9 protein-coding genes are annotated in these 16094 nt (G+C 39.0%); 8 read left to right on the forward strand and 1 reads right to left on the reverse strand.

Going from position 1 to position 16094, the window contains the following annotated elements; genetic code table 11:
* The first annotated feature begins 4 nt into the window (after positions 1 to 4).
* The 3 genes from QA584_RS05990 to QA584_RS06000 all read left to right on the forward strand — a co-directional run bounded on the left by QA584_RS05990 (position 5) and on the right by QA584_RS06000 (position 6732).
* Positions 5 to 2311: a glycoside hydrolase family 95 protein gene (locus QA584_RS05990; protein ID WP_278273600.1), complete on the forward strand. Its 2307-nt coding sequence runs from the start codon at positions 5 to 7 to the stop codon at positions 2309 to 2311.
* Between the two features lie 51 nt (positions 2312 to 2362).
* Complete coding sequence (locus QA584_RS05995) at positions 2363 to 4801, forward strand: glycoside hydrolase family 2 protein (RefSeq protein WP_278273601.1); 2439 nt, start codon at positions 2363 to 2365, stop codon at positions 4799 to 4801.
* A 101-nt stretch (positions 4802 to 4902) separates the two neighbouring features.
* Entirely contained in the window at positions 4903 to 6732 is a 1830-nt protein-coding gene (locus tag QA584_RS06000) for a glycoside hydrolase family 36 protein (protein WP_278273602.1), read from the forward strand.
* A 359-nt stretch (positions 6733 to 7091) separates the two neighbouring features.
* Here QA584_RS06000 and QA584_RS06005 read toward each other — a convergent pair whose 3' ends face one another.
* Positions 7092 to 7922, reverse strand: coding sequence for a helix-turn-helix domain-containing protein (locus QA584_RS06005; RefSeq protein WP_278273603.1), 831 nt, complete (start codon positions 7920 to 7922; stop codon positions 7092 to 7094).
* A 320-nt stretch (positions 7923 to 8242) separates the two neighbouring features.
* Between QA584_RS06005 and QA584_RS06010 the strand changes: the two genes are divergently transcribed.
* From QA584_RS06010 to QA584_RS06030, 5 genes are all read left to right on the forward strand, one after another.
* Positions 8243 to 11335 carry a glycoside hydrolase family 2 TIM barrel-domain containing protein gene (locus QA584_RS06010; RefSeq protein ID WP_278273604.1) on the forward strand — a complete coding sequence of 1031 codons (3093 nt, stop codon included), beginning with the start codon at positions 8243 to 8245 and terminating at the stop codon, positions 11333 to 11335.
* 266 nt (positions 11336 to 11601) lie between these two features.
* Positions 11602 to 11937, forward strand: a complete 336-nt coding sequence (locus QA584_RS06015; protein WP_278273605.1) for a hypothetical protein — start codon at positions 11602 to 11604, stop codon at positions 11935 to 11937.
* Positions 11938 to 12650: 713 nt separating this feature from the next.
* On the forward strand, positions 12651 to 14003 hold the full coding sequence (locus tag QA584_RS06020; RefSeq protein ID WP_278273606.1) for an ABC transporter substrate-binding protein: 1353 nt from the start codon (positions 12651 to 12653) through the stop codon (positions 14001 to 14003).
* Positions 14004 to 14111: 108 nt separating this feature from the next.
* Positions 14112 to 15035, forward strand: a complete 924-nt coding sequence (locus tag QA584_RS06025) for a carbohydrate ABC transporter permease (protein ID WP_278273607.1) — start codon at positions 14112 to 14114, stop codon at positions 15033 to 15035.
* 224 nt (positions 15036 to 15259) lie between these two features.
* The gene (locus QA584_RS06030) at positions 15260 to 16090 is read left to right on the forward strand and encodes a carbohydrate ABC transporter permease (protein ID WP_278273608.1); all 831 of its coding nucleotides are present in this window, start codon (positions 15260 to 15262) and stop codon (positions 16088 to 16090) included.
* Positions 16091 to 16094: the final 4 nt, after the last annotated feature.

Raw genomic sequence — 16094 nt, forward strand, 5'->3', positions numbered from 1 at the left:
CCTTATGGAGACGAATCGATTACTATATGACAGACCGGTGCCTTATCAAAGATTCAGACCGGACAGTGAAGAAATATGGAATGAAGCAACACCAATTGGTAACGGAAATCTGGGAGCTATGGTTTTTGGTGGTGTACAAAGAGACAAATTACAATTGAATGAGGATACCATCTGGTATGGTAACGGGGGGAGAAACCGTGTAAACACAGAAGCCAAGGACAATTACCAAAAGATCCGGGAGTTACTTTTAGACGGAATGGTTTCAAAGGCTCAGGAACTGGCAGAGGATACGCTGATGCCGGTACCTGACCAGCAGAGAAATTATAGTACTGCCGGTGAAATCTTCTTTGATTTCCATGAGGAAAAAGAGGAGTATAAGAATTATAAAAGATATCTGGACTTGAATCAGGCCCTTGTAACAATGGAATATGAAATTGAAGCCAGGAAGTATCAAAGAGAGTATTTTGCAAGTGCTGTCCATCAGGTAATCGCTCTCCACCAGGAGAGCAAAGGAGAAGAAAAGGTAAATGGCTGTCTGACCTTAACCTTTTTCCGCAGTAATGTAGAAAAAATCGAAAAACTATCCGACCATATCATAGCTATGACCGTAAAGGAGGGGGCAGAGGGCTGTCGCTACCTTGTTATGGCTGCAATTAAGGAGGAAGGCGGAACGGTGGAGATCCACAGAGATCAGATCCGTGTGAAAGACGCAGATTCCTTTACGGTTTATCTATCCATCCGAAGTGATTTCTATCAGGAAGACCCGGTCCTCTGGTGCAGGAATAAGCTTGAAGCGGTACTTAAGCTGCCTTATGATGAGGTGAAATCAAAACATATAAAAGAATATAAAAGTTATTATGACCGTGTTCAATTCTCCTTAGGTAAGTCTTCTACGGATGAAAGGACGATTCCTGAAAGACTAAAAGCGATGGCACAGGGAGAAGAGGATTTGGGACTGATAGCAGCTTATTATCAGTTCGGCAGATATTTATTGATCTCAAGCAGCAGACCCGGATCACAGCCAGCGAATCTGCAAGGTATCTGGAACCGGAATGAGCATCCGGCCTGGGGTAGTAAATATACCATTAATATTAATACGGAGATGAATTACTGGCCTGCAGAAAGCTGTAATCTGTCAGAATGCCATCTGCCCCTGTTTGAATTGGTCCGCAGAATGCTTCCCTTTGGTCAAAAGGTTGCAAAGGATATGTACGGTCTATCTGGATTTGTTGCCCATCATAATACAGATTTATTCGGAGACTGCGCTCCCCAGGATACGGTAATGCCATCTACTCTCTGGCCTATGGGGGCAGCCTGGCTTTGCACCCATATCTGGAACCACTATGAATATACCCTGGATCTTAAGTTTTTAAAAGAAAATATGGATCTCATAAAGGAAGCCAGTTTATTCCTGGCAGATTATCTCTTTGAAAACCATCTGGGAAAACTGGTAACAGGACCGTCTATATCACCGGAAAATACCTACCTTCATCAAAGTGGACAAGAGGGACAGCTTTGCATTGGACCTTCTATGGATACGGAGATTACCAGAGATTTATTCCAGGCTTGTATCAGGGGGGCAAAACTTACCGGTTGTGAGGATGCTTTAACAGAGAAGCTAAAAACAATGTTACCTCGTCTACCGGAGCTTTCCGTCGGAAAGTACGGTCAGTTAATGGAATGGGCGGAGGATTATGAGGAACTAGAACCGGGTCACCGTCATATTTCCCATCTATATGCCTTATATCCGTCAGAGCAGATTACTTATGAGAAAACTCCGGAATTAATGGAGGCAGCAAGAGTAACCTTAGAAAGACGTCTTAAAAACGGAGGCGGGCATACCGGCTGGTCAAGAGCCTGGATTATTACTATGTGGGCCAGACTCAGGGACGGTGATAAAGCAGGAGAAAATATCAGGGATCTGCTGACAAAATCCACCTATCCTAATCTATTTGACTGTCATCCTCCGTTTCAGATTGACGGTAATTTTGGAGGAACGGCAGGAATTGCAGAAATGCTGTTACAATGTATTAACGGTGAACTTACCTTTCTGCCTGCCTTGCCAAAAACCTGGGACTGTGGGCAGATAAACGGACTAAAGGCGAAAGGCGCTCTTAGGGTTTCCTTGGAATGGAAGGACGGAAAGGTTATTACCGGCAGTATTCTTGCCGAAAAAGGCGGAACGTGCTGTCTAGTACTGCCAGAAGGAATTACCAGGGTAGTTTCAGAGCAAAAGGTAACCATTACTTACGATGGAACGAAAGTATTCTGTGACGGAAATGGTGTTTATGAAATTCAACTAATGCAATAGGTTAACTTCCAGTTAATTAGTAAAAGGACAACTCAGGAGATAAGAAACGAAATGATAAACAGAACAGGCAGGCTTAAACTGCTTCAAAATAATAATTGGAAATTTATGCATGGGGATTATCCTGATGCAAAGAGCTTTCAATACAAGGATAATGACTGGTATGATATCGGTATTCCTCATTCCTTTGGTATACCATACTTTCAGGAAAATGAATTTTATGTTGGTTATGGATGTTACCGGAAAATACTCTTTGTGGATCAGGCTTTTATTGGTAAGAAATTATCTCTTGAATTCCAGGGAGCATTTCAGGAAGCTGAAATTTATTTAAATGGTCAATTAGCCGGGATGCATAAAGGCGGATATACTGCATTTGAAATTGATATTACGCCTTTTGCCGTATCAGGAGATAACTTATTATTCGTCCGGCTGAATAATAACTGGAATCCAAGGCTTGCGCCGCGGGCCGGAGAACATGTATTTAATGGAGGGATATACCGGGATGTAAGTCTTTTGGTTACAGAACCGGTACATGTAAGCTGGTATGGTACTTTTGTTACCACTCCTATTGTATCAAGGGAAGAAGCGGTTATTGATATCAATACTGAGGTAATAAATGAAACGGATTCAAGCCTTACTTGCAGACTGGTTTCGGTCATTGAATATCAAGGAAAAGAGGTAATGAGGGTTTCTGGTACAAGTAAACTTAAGGCTAAGAGCCAGATGGTTTTTCGACAGAGTGATAGGATCCAGGAACCTAAATTATGGCATCCGGATACACCAGAGTTATATAGTCTGAAAAGTTATCTTTATGTTGGAGAAGATTTATATGACAGTTATGAAACTGTTTTTGGAATCCGCTGGTTTTCCTTTACTCCCGATCAAGGGTTTTTCCTTAACGGAGAACACTACGATATCAATGGAGCTAATGTCCATCAGGATCATGCCGGATGGAGCGATGCGGTTACACATTCTGGAATACAAAGGGATGTTAAAATGGTTAAGGACTGCGGTATGAATTTCATCAGAGGTTCCCATTATCCCCATCATACGGTATTTGCCGAGGAATGTGATAAACAAGGTGTCTTATTTTGGTCGGAAAATTGTTTTTGGGGGACCGGAGGACCAAAGGAAGAGGGGTATTGGACCAGCAGTGGTTATCCCATAAAGGAAGAAGACCAGCCTGAATTTGAAGAGAGCTGTATTGTCACACTAAAGGAGATGATACGAACCAATCGGAATCATCCAAGCATTATTGTGTGGAGTATGTGCAATGAACCATTTTTTTCTACCGCGGAAGTTATGGATAAGGCAAAAAGTCTTGTAAAGAGGCTGGTACTGGTAAGCCATGAAGAAGACCCCACCCGTCCGGCAGCAGTTGGCGGAGCCCAGAGAGGGGGCTTTGATAGCCTGGGGGATATTGCAGGGTATAATGGTGACGGAGCAACCATATTTCATGATCCGGGCTTTCCAAACTTTGTTTCCGAGTATGGCAGCTATGAAGAAAGTAACCGTCCCGGCAGTATTGTACCTGCGGACATGGATATGGATTACCCCTGGCGTTCCGGCAAGGCATTATGGTGTGCCTTCCATCATGGAAGCATCTTATGGAATATGGGATACCTGGGAATGATTGATTATTACAGACTGCCCCTAAATCTCTGGTACTGGTACCGGGAGAAGCTTTTGGGAATTAAGCAACCGGAGCCTGTAAAAGAAGGGATTCCTTATGCAGTGAGAATTACATCGGACCGGAACTCTATGGCGACGGATGGCACAGAGGATGCTTTTATTACAGTAGAAATCATTGACCAGAGTGGTAACCGGATATCCAATTCGATGGAAGTCGAGTTAGAGGTTGTAAGGGGCGGGGCAGTTTTCCCCACAGGAAAACGCTTTGTCTTATCACCGGAGAATAAGAATTTTTATGAAGGTCTTGGAGCAATTGAGCTGCGTTCCTATTACGCAGGTGAAAACCGAATAACGGCCAAAGCAAAAGGGCTGGTTACCGGTGAACTTATTATAAATACCACCGGAGAGGAACACTGGGAGAACCAAAAGCGTAAGGAATTATTGCCGCCCCCCTCAGTTATGGGTAATCCAAAAAGTGATAAGAGTTTCAACATTGGTGTCAGCAGACCGGTATTTGCAAGTAGCGAAGAACCGGACTATGCTGCCAGAAATGTAACGGATCAGGACAGTACCAAACCCTGGCGTGCCGGAGAAAAGAAATCTGGTGAGTGGATTATGGTGGATCTTGAGGGGGCAAAACCGGTAAAACGCGGAGAACTATTTTTTGAAGAGATTAACACCAAGCCTTATGAAATCAGCATTTCAGATAATGGAGTTGATTTCGAGGTAATAGCAGTAGGTAAGGACAATGCGGTTAATTCTTTTTTGGATATTAGTCTGGGCGGAAAAACACTTCGGTATTTCAGAGTCTTATTTCCGGAAGAAGCTGCTGCTATCCTTAGAATCAAATTATTTAATTAAGATTATACATCTGTAAAAGACGGTAAAGGGACTTAACTGTGTGATAACAAAAAAATCATGCTTTAAGTCCCTGCTTATTAACTATGAGAAAGGAAGATACCATGGAATATTATGTAGAAATGAAACTTAGAAAAGATGCCCATAACGGGGGATTTTCCAATGGTCTGACCTTATGTGGAGGTGAATCCACAAGAGGGCTTGAGAAAATCCAGGTTGAGGATAGCAAAATAGTTTATAAAAATAATACCAATCATTATGTAACCCTTAATATGGTACATAATAAGGATACTGTTGAAGTCAGTACTTTATTTGAGAATAAAGGAACAGAAGGTACAACTTTAGAGATGCTCTCCTCCTTTGCTTTACAGGGAATCAAAGCGGATAAAATCCATAGACTCCAGTCCTTTTGGAGCGCAGAGGGAAAACTCAGGACAGAAACTATAGAGGAACTACATTTAGAACCCTCCTGGAACCGGTGTGGCATGAGAGTCGAAAAATTCGGCAATTTAGGTTCGATGCCGGTACGGAAGTATTTTCCGTTTATTGCCTTGGAAAACAGTGAAACCCATGAATTTACAGCGGTTCAGTTATACAGTCCCTATTCCTGGCAGATTGAAATTTTGTGCAAAGAGGATGAAACCCTTTCACTTGTGGGAGGAATTGCAGATCGTGATTTTGGGCACTGGTTTAAACATATTGCACCAGGGGAAACCTTTACCACTCCCAAAACAGTCATTGCCAGGGGAAACTCACTTTATGAGGTGTGCGATAAACTGGTGAAGGCACAAAGACCTGATATATCTGAACTGGATCAGGATATGGGTATTATGTTTAATGAATATTGTACGACCTGGGGGAATCCAACCCTTGAAAACATCAAGAAAATCTGCAATCAGTTAAAGGATAAGGCAGTTAAGTACCTGGTAATCGATTCCGGCTGGTATGGTAAAAATGAAGGCTGGTGGGCCAGTATCGGAGACTGGGATATCAACTATGAAAAGTTCCCCGGGGGCTTAAAAAAAGCAGCGGATTATATCAGGGAATGCGGTATGATTCCAGGGCTTTGGTTTGAATTTGAATCCGTGGGCAGACTTTCGAAACACTGGGACAACTCAGAGCATTTATTGAAAAAAGACGGCGTCGTATTAACCGTAGGAGATAAACGTTTTTGGGACATGTCCGACCCCTGGGTTAAGGAGTATCTGAACAAATCAGTTATACAGACCCTGAAAGAATGCGGATTTGGTTATATTAAAATTGATTATAATGATACCATTGGAATTGGCTGTGACGGTGCAGAAAGTCTGGGAGAAGGATTAAGACAGAGAATTCTATCTACCCAGGAATTTTTCAGAAAGATCAAAGCGGAAATACCGGATATCGTAATTGAAAACTGCTCCAGCGGAGGACACAGATTAGAACCCTCCATGATGGAACTGGTATCCCAGGCAAGCTTTTCCGATGCCCATGAAACCACTGCCATACCGATAATTGCGGCAAATATGCATCGGGTAATACAACCCTCTCAAAGTCAGATTTGGGCAGTCATGCGGGGCAGTGACAGCAATCAGAGAATCTATTATTCCATAATCAGTACTTTCTTTGGCAGAATGTGCTTAAGCGGCGATATCTATGATTTGTCAGAGGAACAGTGGAACCTCATTGAGGAGGGAATGGAATTTTATAAAGAAGCAGCGGATATCATAAAATACGGAAAAACAATACTATGTGAAAACAGTACAAAAAGCTATAATAATCCCCAGGGAGAACAGCTTGTAATAAGAGAGTACGGTAAGAAACAGTTAGTAATTGCCCATAGATTTGAGAATTCCAAAGAAATTAGCCTTGATTTTCTGGAAAACCGTGAATTAATAAAAGAATATGGAGTTATTGATTGTGATTTTACGGCCAAGGCTTGGCTTATAGGATAAACAGTGGTGAGCCGTATCATGAGTGAGCGTTTACAATTATATACTGAATACTTGAGCAATTGTTCGAAATCGGAGATTATATATCTTGAAATGTGTGATGCATTGGTTGTATTTAAAAAAATAATATAATAGATTTAGGTACGGTAAAGAATTTAGACTAAAATGCAAATTTATACTAAATTTCTTTAAAACTTCACAAGAGAAATAGCCTTTTCTAAACTAACTTAATAGGCTTCTTTTTAATGACTTTTGAAATAGTAATAATTTACCATTCAAAAGTCATTTTACGCCAGTCTTGCTACTTATTTAAGAGTGGGGAAAAGAACAATTATTGTAATATAACTAAAGTCACTATTTGCTTAATTCTCCTTCATATAACGTCCGGGAGATATACCTACCGAATGGGTAAATTGTTTTGTGAAGGAATAGGTATCACTGTACCCAGTAAGTAAAGCAGTTTCTTTAATAGAAATGCCGGATAAAAGCATGAGTCTAGCCTTCTTGATACGCTGTTCAATACGATATTGAGACGGAGAGGTACCAATATATTTACGAAATTGTTTTCTGAAATTCTCATAGCTCATATTGATTTTTGCAGCAATCTCTACCAAAGGAATCTCAGAGCTGATTTCTGAAGATAGTAATCTGCAGGCTTCGTTCATAGATTCCTTGAATGACTCTGTACCAGGATTTTTGTTCGATGATAGCAATATTGTCAAAAGTAACTCCTGAGCCTGAAGTGATAGAAAAGGTAAATCAGAATCATCCGCCTCTTTTAATAAGGTTAATAGTCTTGACAACTTCTGAATGGTCGTATCATTATAATTACCTTTTCCAACAGGTATGTTGGTAGGAATAAGATTCAGACTGTTTAGATAATTGTAGGTTGTGCGGCCGAAACTAATAAAGAATTCAAGCCAGTTTCCATCAGGGACGACTTCTGTACTATGGCTAACCCCTGGGATTCGCTGTACAAAATCGCCTGCCTGTATGGGAAGCTTCTTATTGTCAGCAGTATAATAAAATCCGTTTCCGGATAATAATAAAAAGCAACTATAATAATCAATAAGAAAATTATATTGCGATTGATCCTTTGTGGTTTTTGTCATATAACCACAGGCTAATATCCCATTCGTGAAATCAGTTCCGATACAACGATAAATTACTTCTTTTTTCATTTCTAGCTTCATAGGTATCCTTCCTGTCATTAGCATTACCAAATTGGATAAAAGAATTACCAAACAAAACATTTTGCAAGGGTTTATCTAATTGTATAATAGGTATTAAATTAATACAAGTAATAAATTAATGATATAGCTATACCAGATAAGACAAATAGGAGGATAGTGTGAAATAAAACATTTCACACTTCTTATTTGGGCAGTATCGCAAGCCAGCTTACGATATGCATGGGTGATAGGTTGAAAAATAAATTTTTCAACCGCAAGTTTGTGCTTGCGCACCACAAACTTGTTATGCGCAAAGACTGTGCGCAAGAATAGAGGATAATATGAACAGAGATTGGGAAAATCAATATTTAACACAGAAAAATCGTTACCCGATGCATTCACCCTATGGTGCATACGAAACAGTGGAACAGGCATTAGACTGTGATCGGTCTGTTTCAAAGTATGTACAAATCCTGAATGGTATGTGGAAATTTAAGCTTTCAGAAAGTCCTTTAAAGGTACCTGAAGGATTTCAAAATGTTAATTATGAAGATAAAGATTGGGATATGGTACCTGTACCGTCCAATTGGGAACTTCATGGATATGGAAAGCCGGTGTATACGAATATGTTGTATCCTTTTGAAAGAGAAGGAGCCGATTCGCATTTTGAATTAGAGATTGCGAAGGGACAGGTAGAACTAAATGCACCTTTTGTACCGGAGAAAAATTTGACGGGGTGTTATCGTACTACTTTTGAAATTCCCGATTATTATGAAGGTAAAGACATATTGATTGAATTCGGAGGAGTTGAATCCTGTTTTTATCTCTATGTAAATGGCATTGAAATTGGATATTCACAGGACAGCAAGTTGGATGCTTCTTTTGACATTACTCAAGCGGTTAAAAAGGGCACTAATGTTCTGGCAGTAAAAGTTCTTCAATTCTGTGATGGTACTTATCTCGAGGATCAGGATTATTGGCATTTATCCGGTATCTATCGTGATGTTAGGATTTGTGCGAAAGCAAAGCAACGTATATTTGACTATAAGATTGAAACCTTATTCGAGAATGAAAACTTTAAAGAGTCAGAATTGAAAATTACGCTTGTTCCAAATAATACAGTTAGAGGCTATGGAGAAAGCTTTGTTAGATTAAGCTTATATAATGCGAACAAGGAATTAGTTACTACAATTCAAAGTGAACCTTATGCAAAATGTGGTTTCTATTTGATGCCTAAGTTTACAGCAGTTACATCTGTTAAAGTAATGGAACCAAATTTATGGTCGGCTGAGGATCCGTATTTATATACTTTGGTTATGGAGACCGTTGATGGAGCTGGAAATATCACAGATATAGAAAGTTCAAAGGTGGGCTTTCGTAAAATTGAAATCCTTAAGGATGGGGTCCTTTATATTAATGGAAAACGTCTCATTGTACGAGGTGTTAATCTACACGAATTTTGCCCTGAAACCGGAAGATATATTACAGATGAATATATGCGCAAACAGATTATCTGTATGAAGCAGTTGAATTTTAACGCCGTTCGCAATAGCCATTATCCACATGTGAACCAATGGTATGACCTGTGCAACGAACTTGGAATCTATCTTGTTGATGAAACGAATCTTGAGACTCATGGCTATGGTGGTCAGTTAAGTTCCTCTCCTGAATGGACTGCTGCTTATATGGAACGTGCTACTCGTATGGTTCTTAGAGATAAAAACCATCCTTCCATAATTCTCTGGTCCCTTGGTAATGAATCAGGGTATGGTATGAATCATGCTGCTATGTATGGATGGATCAAAGAATATGATAAAACCAGATATGTTCAATATGAATCTTATAATCCTGGATCAAATATTACGGATATTAACGTACCGATGTACCCTTCAAAAGACTGGATTGAAGAAAAGATGTCAGATATGACGGATCTAAGACCTTTCATTATGTGTGAATATGCTTATGCAAAAAGCAATAGTAATGGAAACTTCATCGAATTCTGGGAGCTTGTTGATAAATATCCGCGTTTTCAAGGTGGATTTATCTGGGATTTTCAAGATAAGGCTTTAACACAATTGAAGGAAGACGGAACTAGGAAGTATGTCTATGGCGGAGCCTTTAATGAAACAGTTGTGGATCCGGCATTAGATATGTGCCTTAATGGAGTGATTTTTCCGGATCTTAGCTGGAAGCCGGCTGCATATGAAGTAAAGAATTGCCAGACACCTGTAAAAGTCATTTATGATGTACATCCTCTTTTCGGCGGCGGTTATAAAATTAAAAATAACTATCAGTTTATCAATCTCAGCCACTTAAGAATTAACTGGAATCTAGAATGTAATGGTGAAATTGTTGATCTAGGGGAATTTAGACAATATTTTACACCGGCAGGTGAAGCGGAGCTTTTAGATCTGCCATTGAAACATAATAATATTAAGGGAGAAGCTTATCTTAATATTAAGGTATCACTTAGAGAAGATACATTTTATGCTAAGGCAGGGTATGTAATTTATACATATCAACTTCCTTTAGAGCAATCCGTACACACCAAGAAAGAAACATGTATAACCGGTGAGAAGATAACAACGATTGAATTAGATCATGAAATTATTATCACAGGTCAGAATACTGAAATTTGTTTTGATAAAAAAACTTGTTCTTTTCAGAAAGTAATTTTGAAAGGGGAGGTCAGATTGACAGGTGGACATGATAATTTCTACAGGCCTGCAACAGGAATTGATGAAGGCACCAAAGAGCCAGGTAGAAATTATGCTTGGGAATGGAAACATGAGAGCCTCAACGATCTTAAAATCAACGTCTTAAGTATTAAAACAGCCATAACAGAAACACAAACATTTATTTTTACGGAAGTTAGTTATCAGAACGGATTATTTAAGGTATTTACACAATATCGGATTGGAAGCGAAGGTATCGAGATTAATAAGACCGTAATTAACAACTGTTCCACAAATACAATACCGAGAATTGGACTTACCTTTGTTCTTCCTGCCGATCATAATCAAATAACCTGGTATGGAAGAGGTCCTTGGGAAAATTATTGTGACCGAAAAACATCAGCTATGATCGGCAAATATACCAGTAATGTCACTGAACAATATACCCCTTATATCAAACCTGTGGAATGTGGTGGAAAAGAGGATGTAAGATACCTGGTCGTAGGTAATAATAAAGGGCAAGGATTGTATGTATCTGGTGCTCTACCATTTCACTTTGATATTCATGACTATTCAATCTCAGCTTGCGACGCTGCTACTTATGCGGATGAAATTGTAAAAGATGATAAGGTTTATTTGAATGTGGATTATAAACATGCAGGTGTGGGTGGAGATACCGGCTGGACAAAAAATATTCATCCAGAATATTGCATTGGTAAAGGTTTTTATCATTATCAAATAGTTATCGAGGCTATATAAGGGTTGCGTGACATTTTGAAAAACTTTTAGATATAGTTCTTGATAGTAATCTCTGATAATAATAATTAAGCTTAATATATACTAAAATATTAGTCTGGGAAATATTCCGGAATTCTAGCAATAGGATCCGGAATATTTTTTAGACATACCCCGAAATTAGGGCTTACGATATATTGGTTTCTTTGCGTAAATATATAATGATAGATTCCTTTGAACAATGGCTTTATACAAATCCAGAACATACAGCACTGGGACGATCTAAATATGTGAGATTATTAGAAGATAGATTTAATGTGAGTATAGATTGGACAGGTTTAGATGAGGAGAAGAGTTTGGGTTGGTACAAAGAGCAGTTAATGATAATACAGCCCCTATATGTTATTTCTTATGCTATTGCTCAACTAGGCGCACTGGAGGTATATAAAAACTACAAACAGAATAGAGAAAAAATAATCATAACCTTTAAAGATTCATTAAGCCTAGGTTTCTCTAGATCTATTAGTGAAATATATGAAGTCGCAGGTGGGAAGCTTGACTTTTTGAAGGACTATATAAGAAGTATGGTCGATTTTATACTGGAAGAAATAGAAAGTTTAGAGTGAATGTAGGCAATATTCTAAGTCTATTTAAAACTTAGAAGAAAGAGCTGCTACCCCTGTTATGGGAACATGTTAACGGGAGCTGAAACATATGGGGCTCTATGAGGAGCCATAATCTGTAAATATTATGTTTTGTGATTATACAAGTTCATAGGTAATTGGGAAACTCGAAAATTATTATCATTGTGTACACAATTCAGATAGCTATATAGTTGAGGGGAGAATAGGATGGAAAAGAAAATTGCAATTATTACGGGAGCTATATCAGCAGAAAAGGATGCGATAAACAACATTCATAGAGTAAATTAGGGCTGTCGCAAAAATCAAAGACTAAATTACCTGGGAAGAATAAGGATTATATTTTATAAAAATTTTATGGAAAGTATGCGCGAATGGCTGCAAGAAAGAGAATGCAGCCGCTAATTCGCGCGATCTTTCCACAAAATTTTTATAAAATATAATCCTTATTCTATGCCCAGGTTCCATAACCTGCCATTTTTGCGACAGCCCATCAATACCCCAAATTAGCCAAGTAGCCCTTTACCTATCCTAAGTAAAGTCTCACTAAAGCCCACAGTATTGGTGAATATAAACAAAGAACCCAAAGTAAAACACATTTATACATATACATATAACAAAATTCCATTTCTAAAAGCTGTAGATAATGGTAAAATATTTACAGTTCAAAACGAACAAAACAAGAGGAGGAAAAAACAATGAATAAGAAGACAATAAATAAAAAGACAATATGTGTTTTATTAAGTCTTGTAATGGTAATTGTACTTATGGCGGGCTGTGCAAAAAAGGATAACACGAAAGAAACGGCAGGTTCGACAACAGATTCAACAGCAGCGGAAAACACACAGGCAGCAGAAACCCCAAAAGCCGACACTTCCGGTAAGGGCGTGACAATAACCTATGGGCTTTGGGATACCAATCAGGCGAAATTAATACAGCAGATTGCAGATGCTTTTGAAGGGGAAACCGGCATTCATGTCGAAATCCAGATCAATGGCTGGGCGGATTACTGGACTTCCTTAGAGGCAGCAGCCACAGGCGGCTCCTTACCGGATACCTTCTGGATGCATTCCAATAATATCTATTATTATGCCTCCAACGATCAGCTCCTAGACCTTACAGACTATATTAAGAATAGCAAGGATATTGATTTGGCCAATTATCCGGAGGGGCTGGATCAGATTTATAACTTAAACGGCAAACAATACGCGATTCCAAAAGATTACGATACCATTGGTTTATGGTATAACAAGACAATGTTTGATGCAGCCGGTGTAGCCTATCCCAATGATACCTGGACCTGGGATGATTTAAAGGCAGCAGCGGAGAAGTTAACCAAGAAAGATGGTTCTCAGTACGGTTTTCTTGCAGCACTGCATAGTCAGGAAGGTTATTATAATTTTGTATACCAAAACGGCGGAACTATTGTTACGGACGACAGGAAATCCGGATATGATGATCCTAAAACCATAGAAGCCATGAAATACTACTTCGATTTTGTCAGAAATGGATTATCCCCTGCCATTACGAATGATGCTGAAAGAGCAGAAGCCTTTCAGAATGGTTTAGTAGCCATGGCACTTTTTGGCTCCTGGAATTTATCAGGCTTTGCTGCAAATGATTATATAGCCAAGAACTGTGATGTTACCGTGCTTCCAAAATCCAATAACGGTGGCAAGGCATCTATATTTAACGGGTTGGGCAACTGTATCGCAGCAACAACGAAGCATCCGGAGGAGTCCTGGAAATGGATTGAATATCTTAGTAATCAAGCGGGACAGATGAAACAGGCAGAACTTGGTATTGCTATTTCTGCCTACAACGGAACTGCCGATGCGTTTCTAAAAGCATATCCCGGGTTCAATGTCCAGTCATACTTAGATATGGTATCTTACGCACAGATCAGACCTTACACCAATCAGACGAGTGTGTGGGAAGATAAGGCTTATGAACTTTTAACAGATGTATATACGAATGGCGGAGATGTTGAAGCAGCTTGTAAGAATGTGGCAAGTATGATGAATGATGCGATTGCCGTAGAGCAGAAATAAGTATCGTAACTCATAATACCTTAATAGGGTCTGTTGCAAAATTGTAAAATATAAAATTTTGCAGCAGTCCCTTTCCTAGGCTTAAGAGTTCAAAGGAGGCTTTAGAACATGGCAGAGAGCAAGAATATTGCCGGAAGAAAAAAGATTCCAAAAAACCGGTTAAATGAATGGAAATGGGCATACATAATGGTGGCACCAACAATAATAGGAATCTTTATACTGAATATTATTCCAATTATTCAGACTATTTATATGAGCTTTTTTAAAAGTGGGGCTTTTGGGAAAAAAAATGTATTTATCGGACTAACCAATTATAAAAAAATGTTTATGGATGTGCAGATCTGGTATGCTGTGCGGAATACACTGATCTATACTTGTCTGATGGTGCCGGTTACCATAGCAATCGCCTTAATCATTGCGGTGGTTTTAAATAAACAGATAAAGGGCAAAGGTATTTACCGGACCATATATTTCATACCTATGGTAGCAGCTCCGGCCGCAGTAACCATGGTATGGAGATGGTTATATAACTACAATTTCGGCTTTATTAATCACTTTTTAGCAGGTCTTGGACTAGACAAAGTAAAATGGACAGAGGATCCGAAGATAGCCCTGTTCTCCATTATTATTATTGGTATTTGGAGCTGCATTGGTTACAGTATGGTTATTTTACTGGCAGGCTTACAGGAAATACCGAAAGATTTTTATGAAGCAAGTAATATTGATGGGGCATCTTCCCTGTATCAGTTTTTTCATATTACACTTCCGTTAGTATCCCCTACGTTATTTTTTGTTGCAGTTACCAGTATTATAACTGCAATGCAGGTATTTGATGTGATTTACATGATGGTAGATGTTGCGAATCCGGCTTATAACAATAGCGTTTCCCTGGTTTACTTATTCTACAATAACTCCTTTAAATATAGTAATAAAGGGTATGGTTCAGCAATCGTTGTCCTGCTTCTGGCATTCATTCTAGTGATTACAGTCTTTCAGATGAAAGCTCAGAAGAAATGGGTTAATTATATGTAAATACAACAAATGATAAAAGGTGCTCAAATGGATACAAATTGAAGTGAATTTTAGTGATAAAAGGTGCTCAGATGGATACAAATCGGAGTAACTTTTAGTGACAAAAGGGCTTTGATGGATACAAATCGGAGTAACTTTTAGTGATAAAAGGCTTTGATGGGTACAAACTGGAGTAAATCGTAGTAATAAAAACGTGCGTCCTGCGCACAGAGAGGAGTTTTGAATTGAAAAATAAGCTGATTTTTTCACATATAATCTTACATATTTTATTGATACTTGGGGCTGTCATTATGGTTTTTCCCTTTGTATGGATGTTACTTACCTCCTTAAAAACGGTAACGGAATCTACGTCTATGAATCCGTATATATATTTTCCTAAGGTCCTTAAGTGGCAGAATTATGTTACCGTATGGCAGAATAATAATTTTATCCGGCTGTATTTTAATACCTTCGCCATGATGATCCTGCGGATTTTGTGTGCTGTCTTTTTTTCTGCTACCGCTGCCTATGCATTTGCAAGATTGCAATTCCCAGGTAAGAATTTTCTATTTGGGATTGTACTTTTCCAGATGATGGTGCCGGTACAGATTTTTGTAATACCCCAATATTTAATGATAGATGCCATGAATATGAGAAATACGATTTTTGCATTAGTATTTCCCGGTTTGGTAAGCGCTTTTGGAACTTTTCTTTTACGACAGTTCTTTATGGGGCTTCCCAAGGATTTGGAGGAGTCTGCCAGACTGGATGGCTGTAATATATGGAAGACCTTCTGGAAAATTATGCTTCCCCTTGCAAAATCAGGTCTGACTGCCCTTGCGATCTTTACCGCTTTGTTTGCCTTTAAAGATCTGATGTGGCCGTTAATTGTTAATAATCAATCCGATGCGGCTACCTTATCTTCCGCCTTATCAAAAATCCAAAGTGCATATTCCGTTAAATACCCGGAATTAATGGCAGCCTCTGTCTTTGCAATATGGCCTATGCTGTTACTCTATATTATTTTCCAGAAACAATTCATTGAAGGCATTGCAACGAGCGGCGGCAAACTGTAAATGT

This window comes from Anaerocolumna sp. AGMB13025 (genome assembly GCF_029689925.1).
GTDB lineage: Bacteria > Bacillota > Clostridia > Lachnospirales > Lachnospiraceae > Anaerocolumna.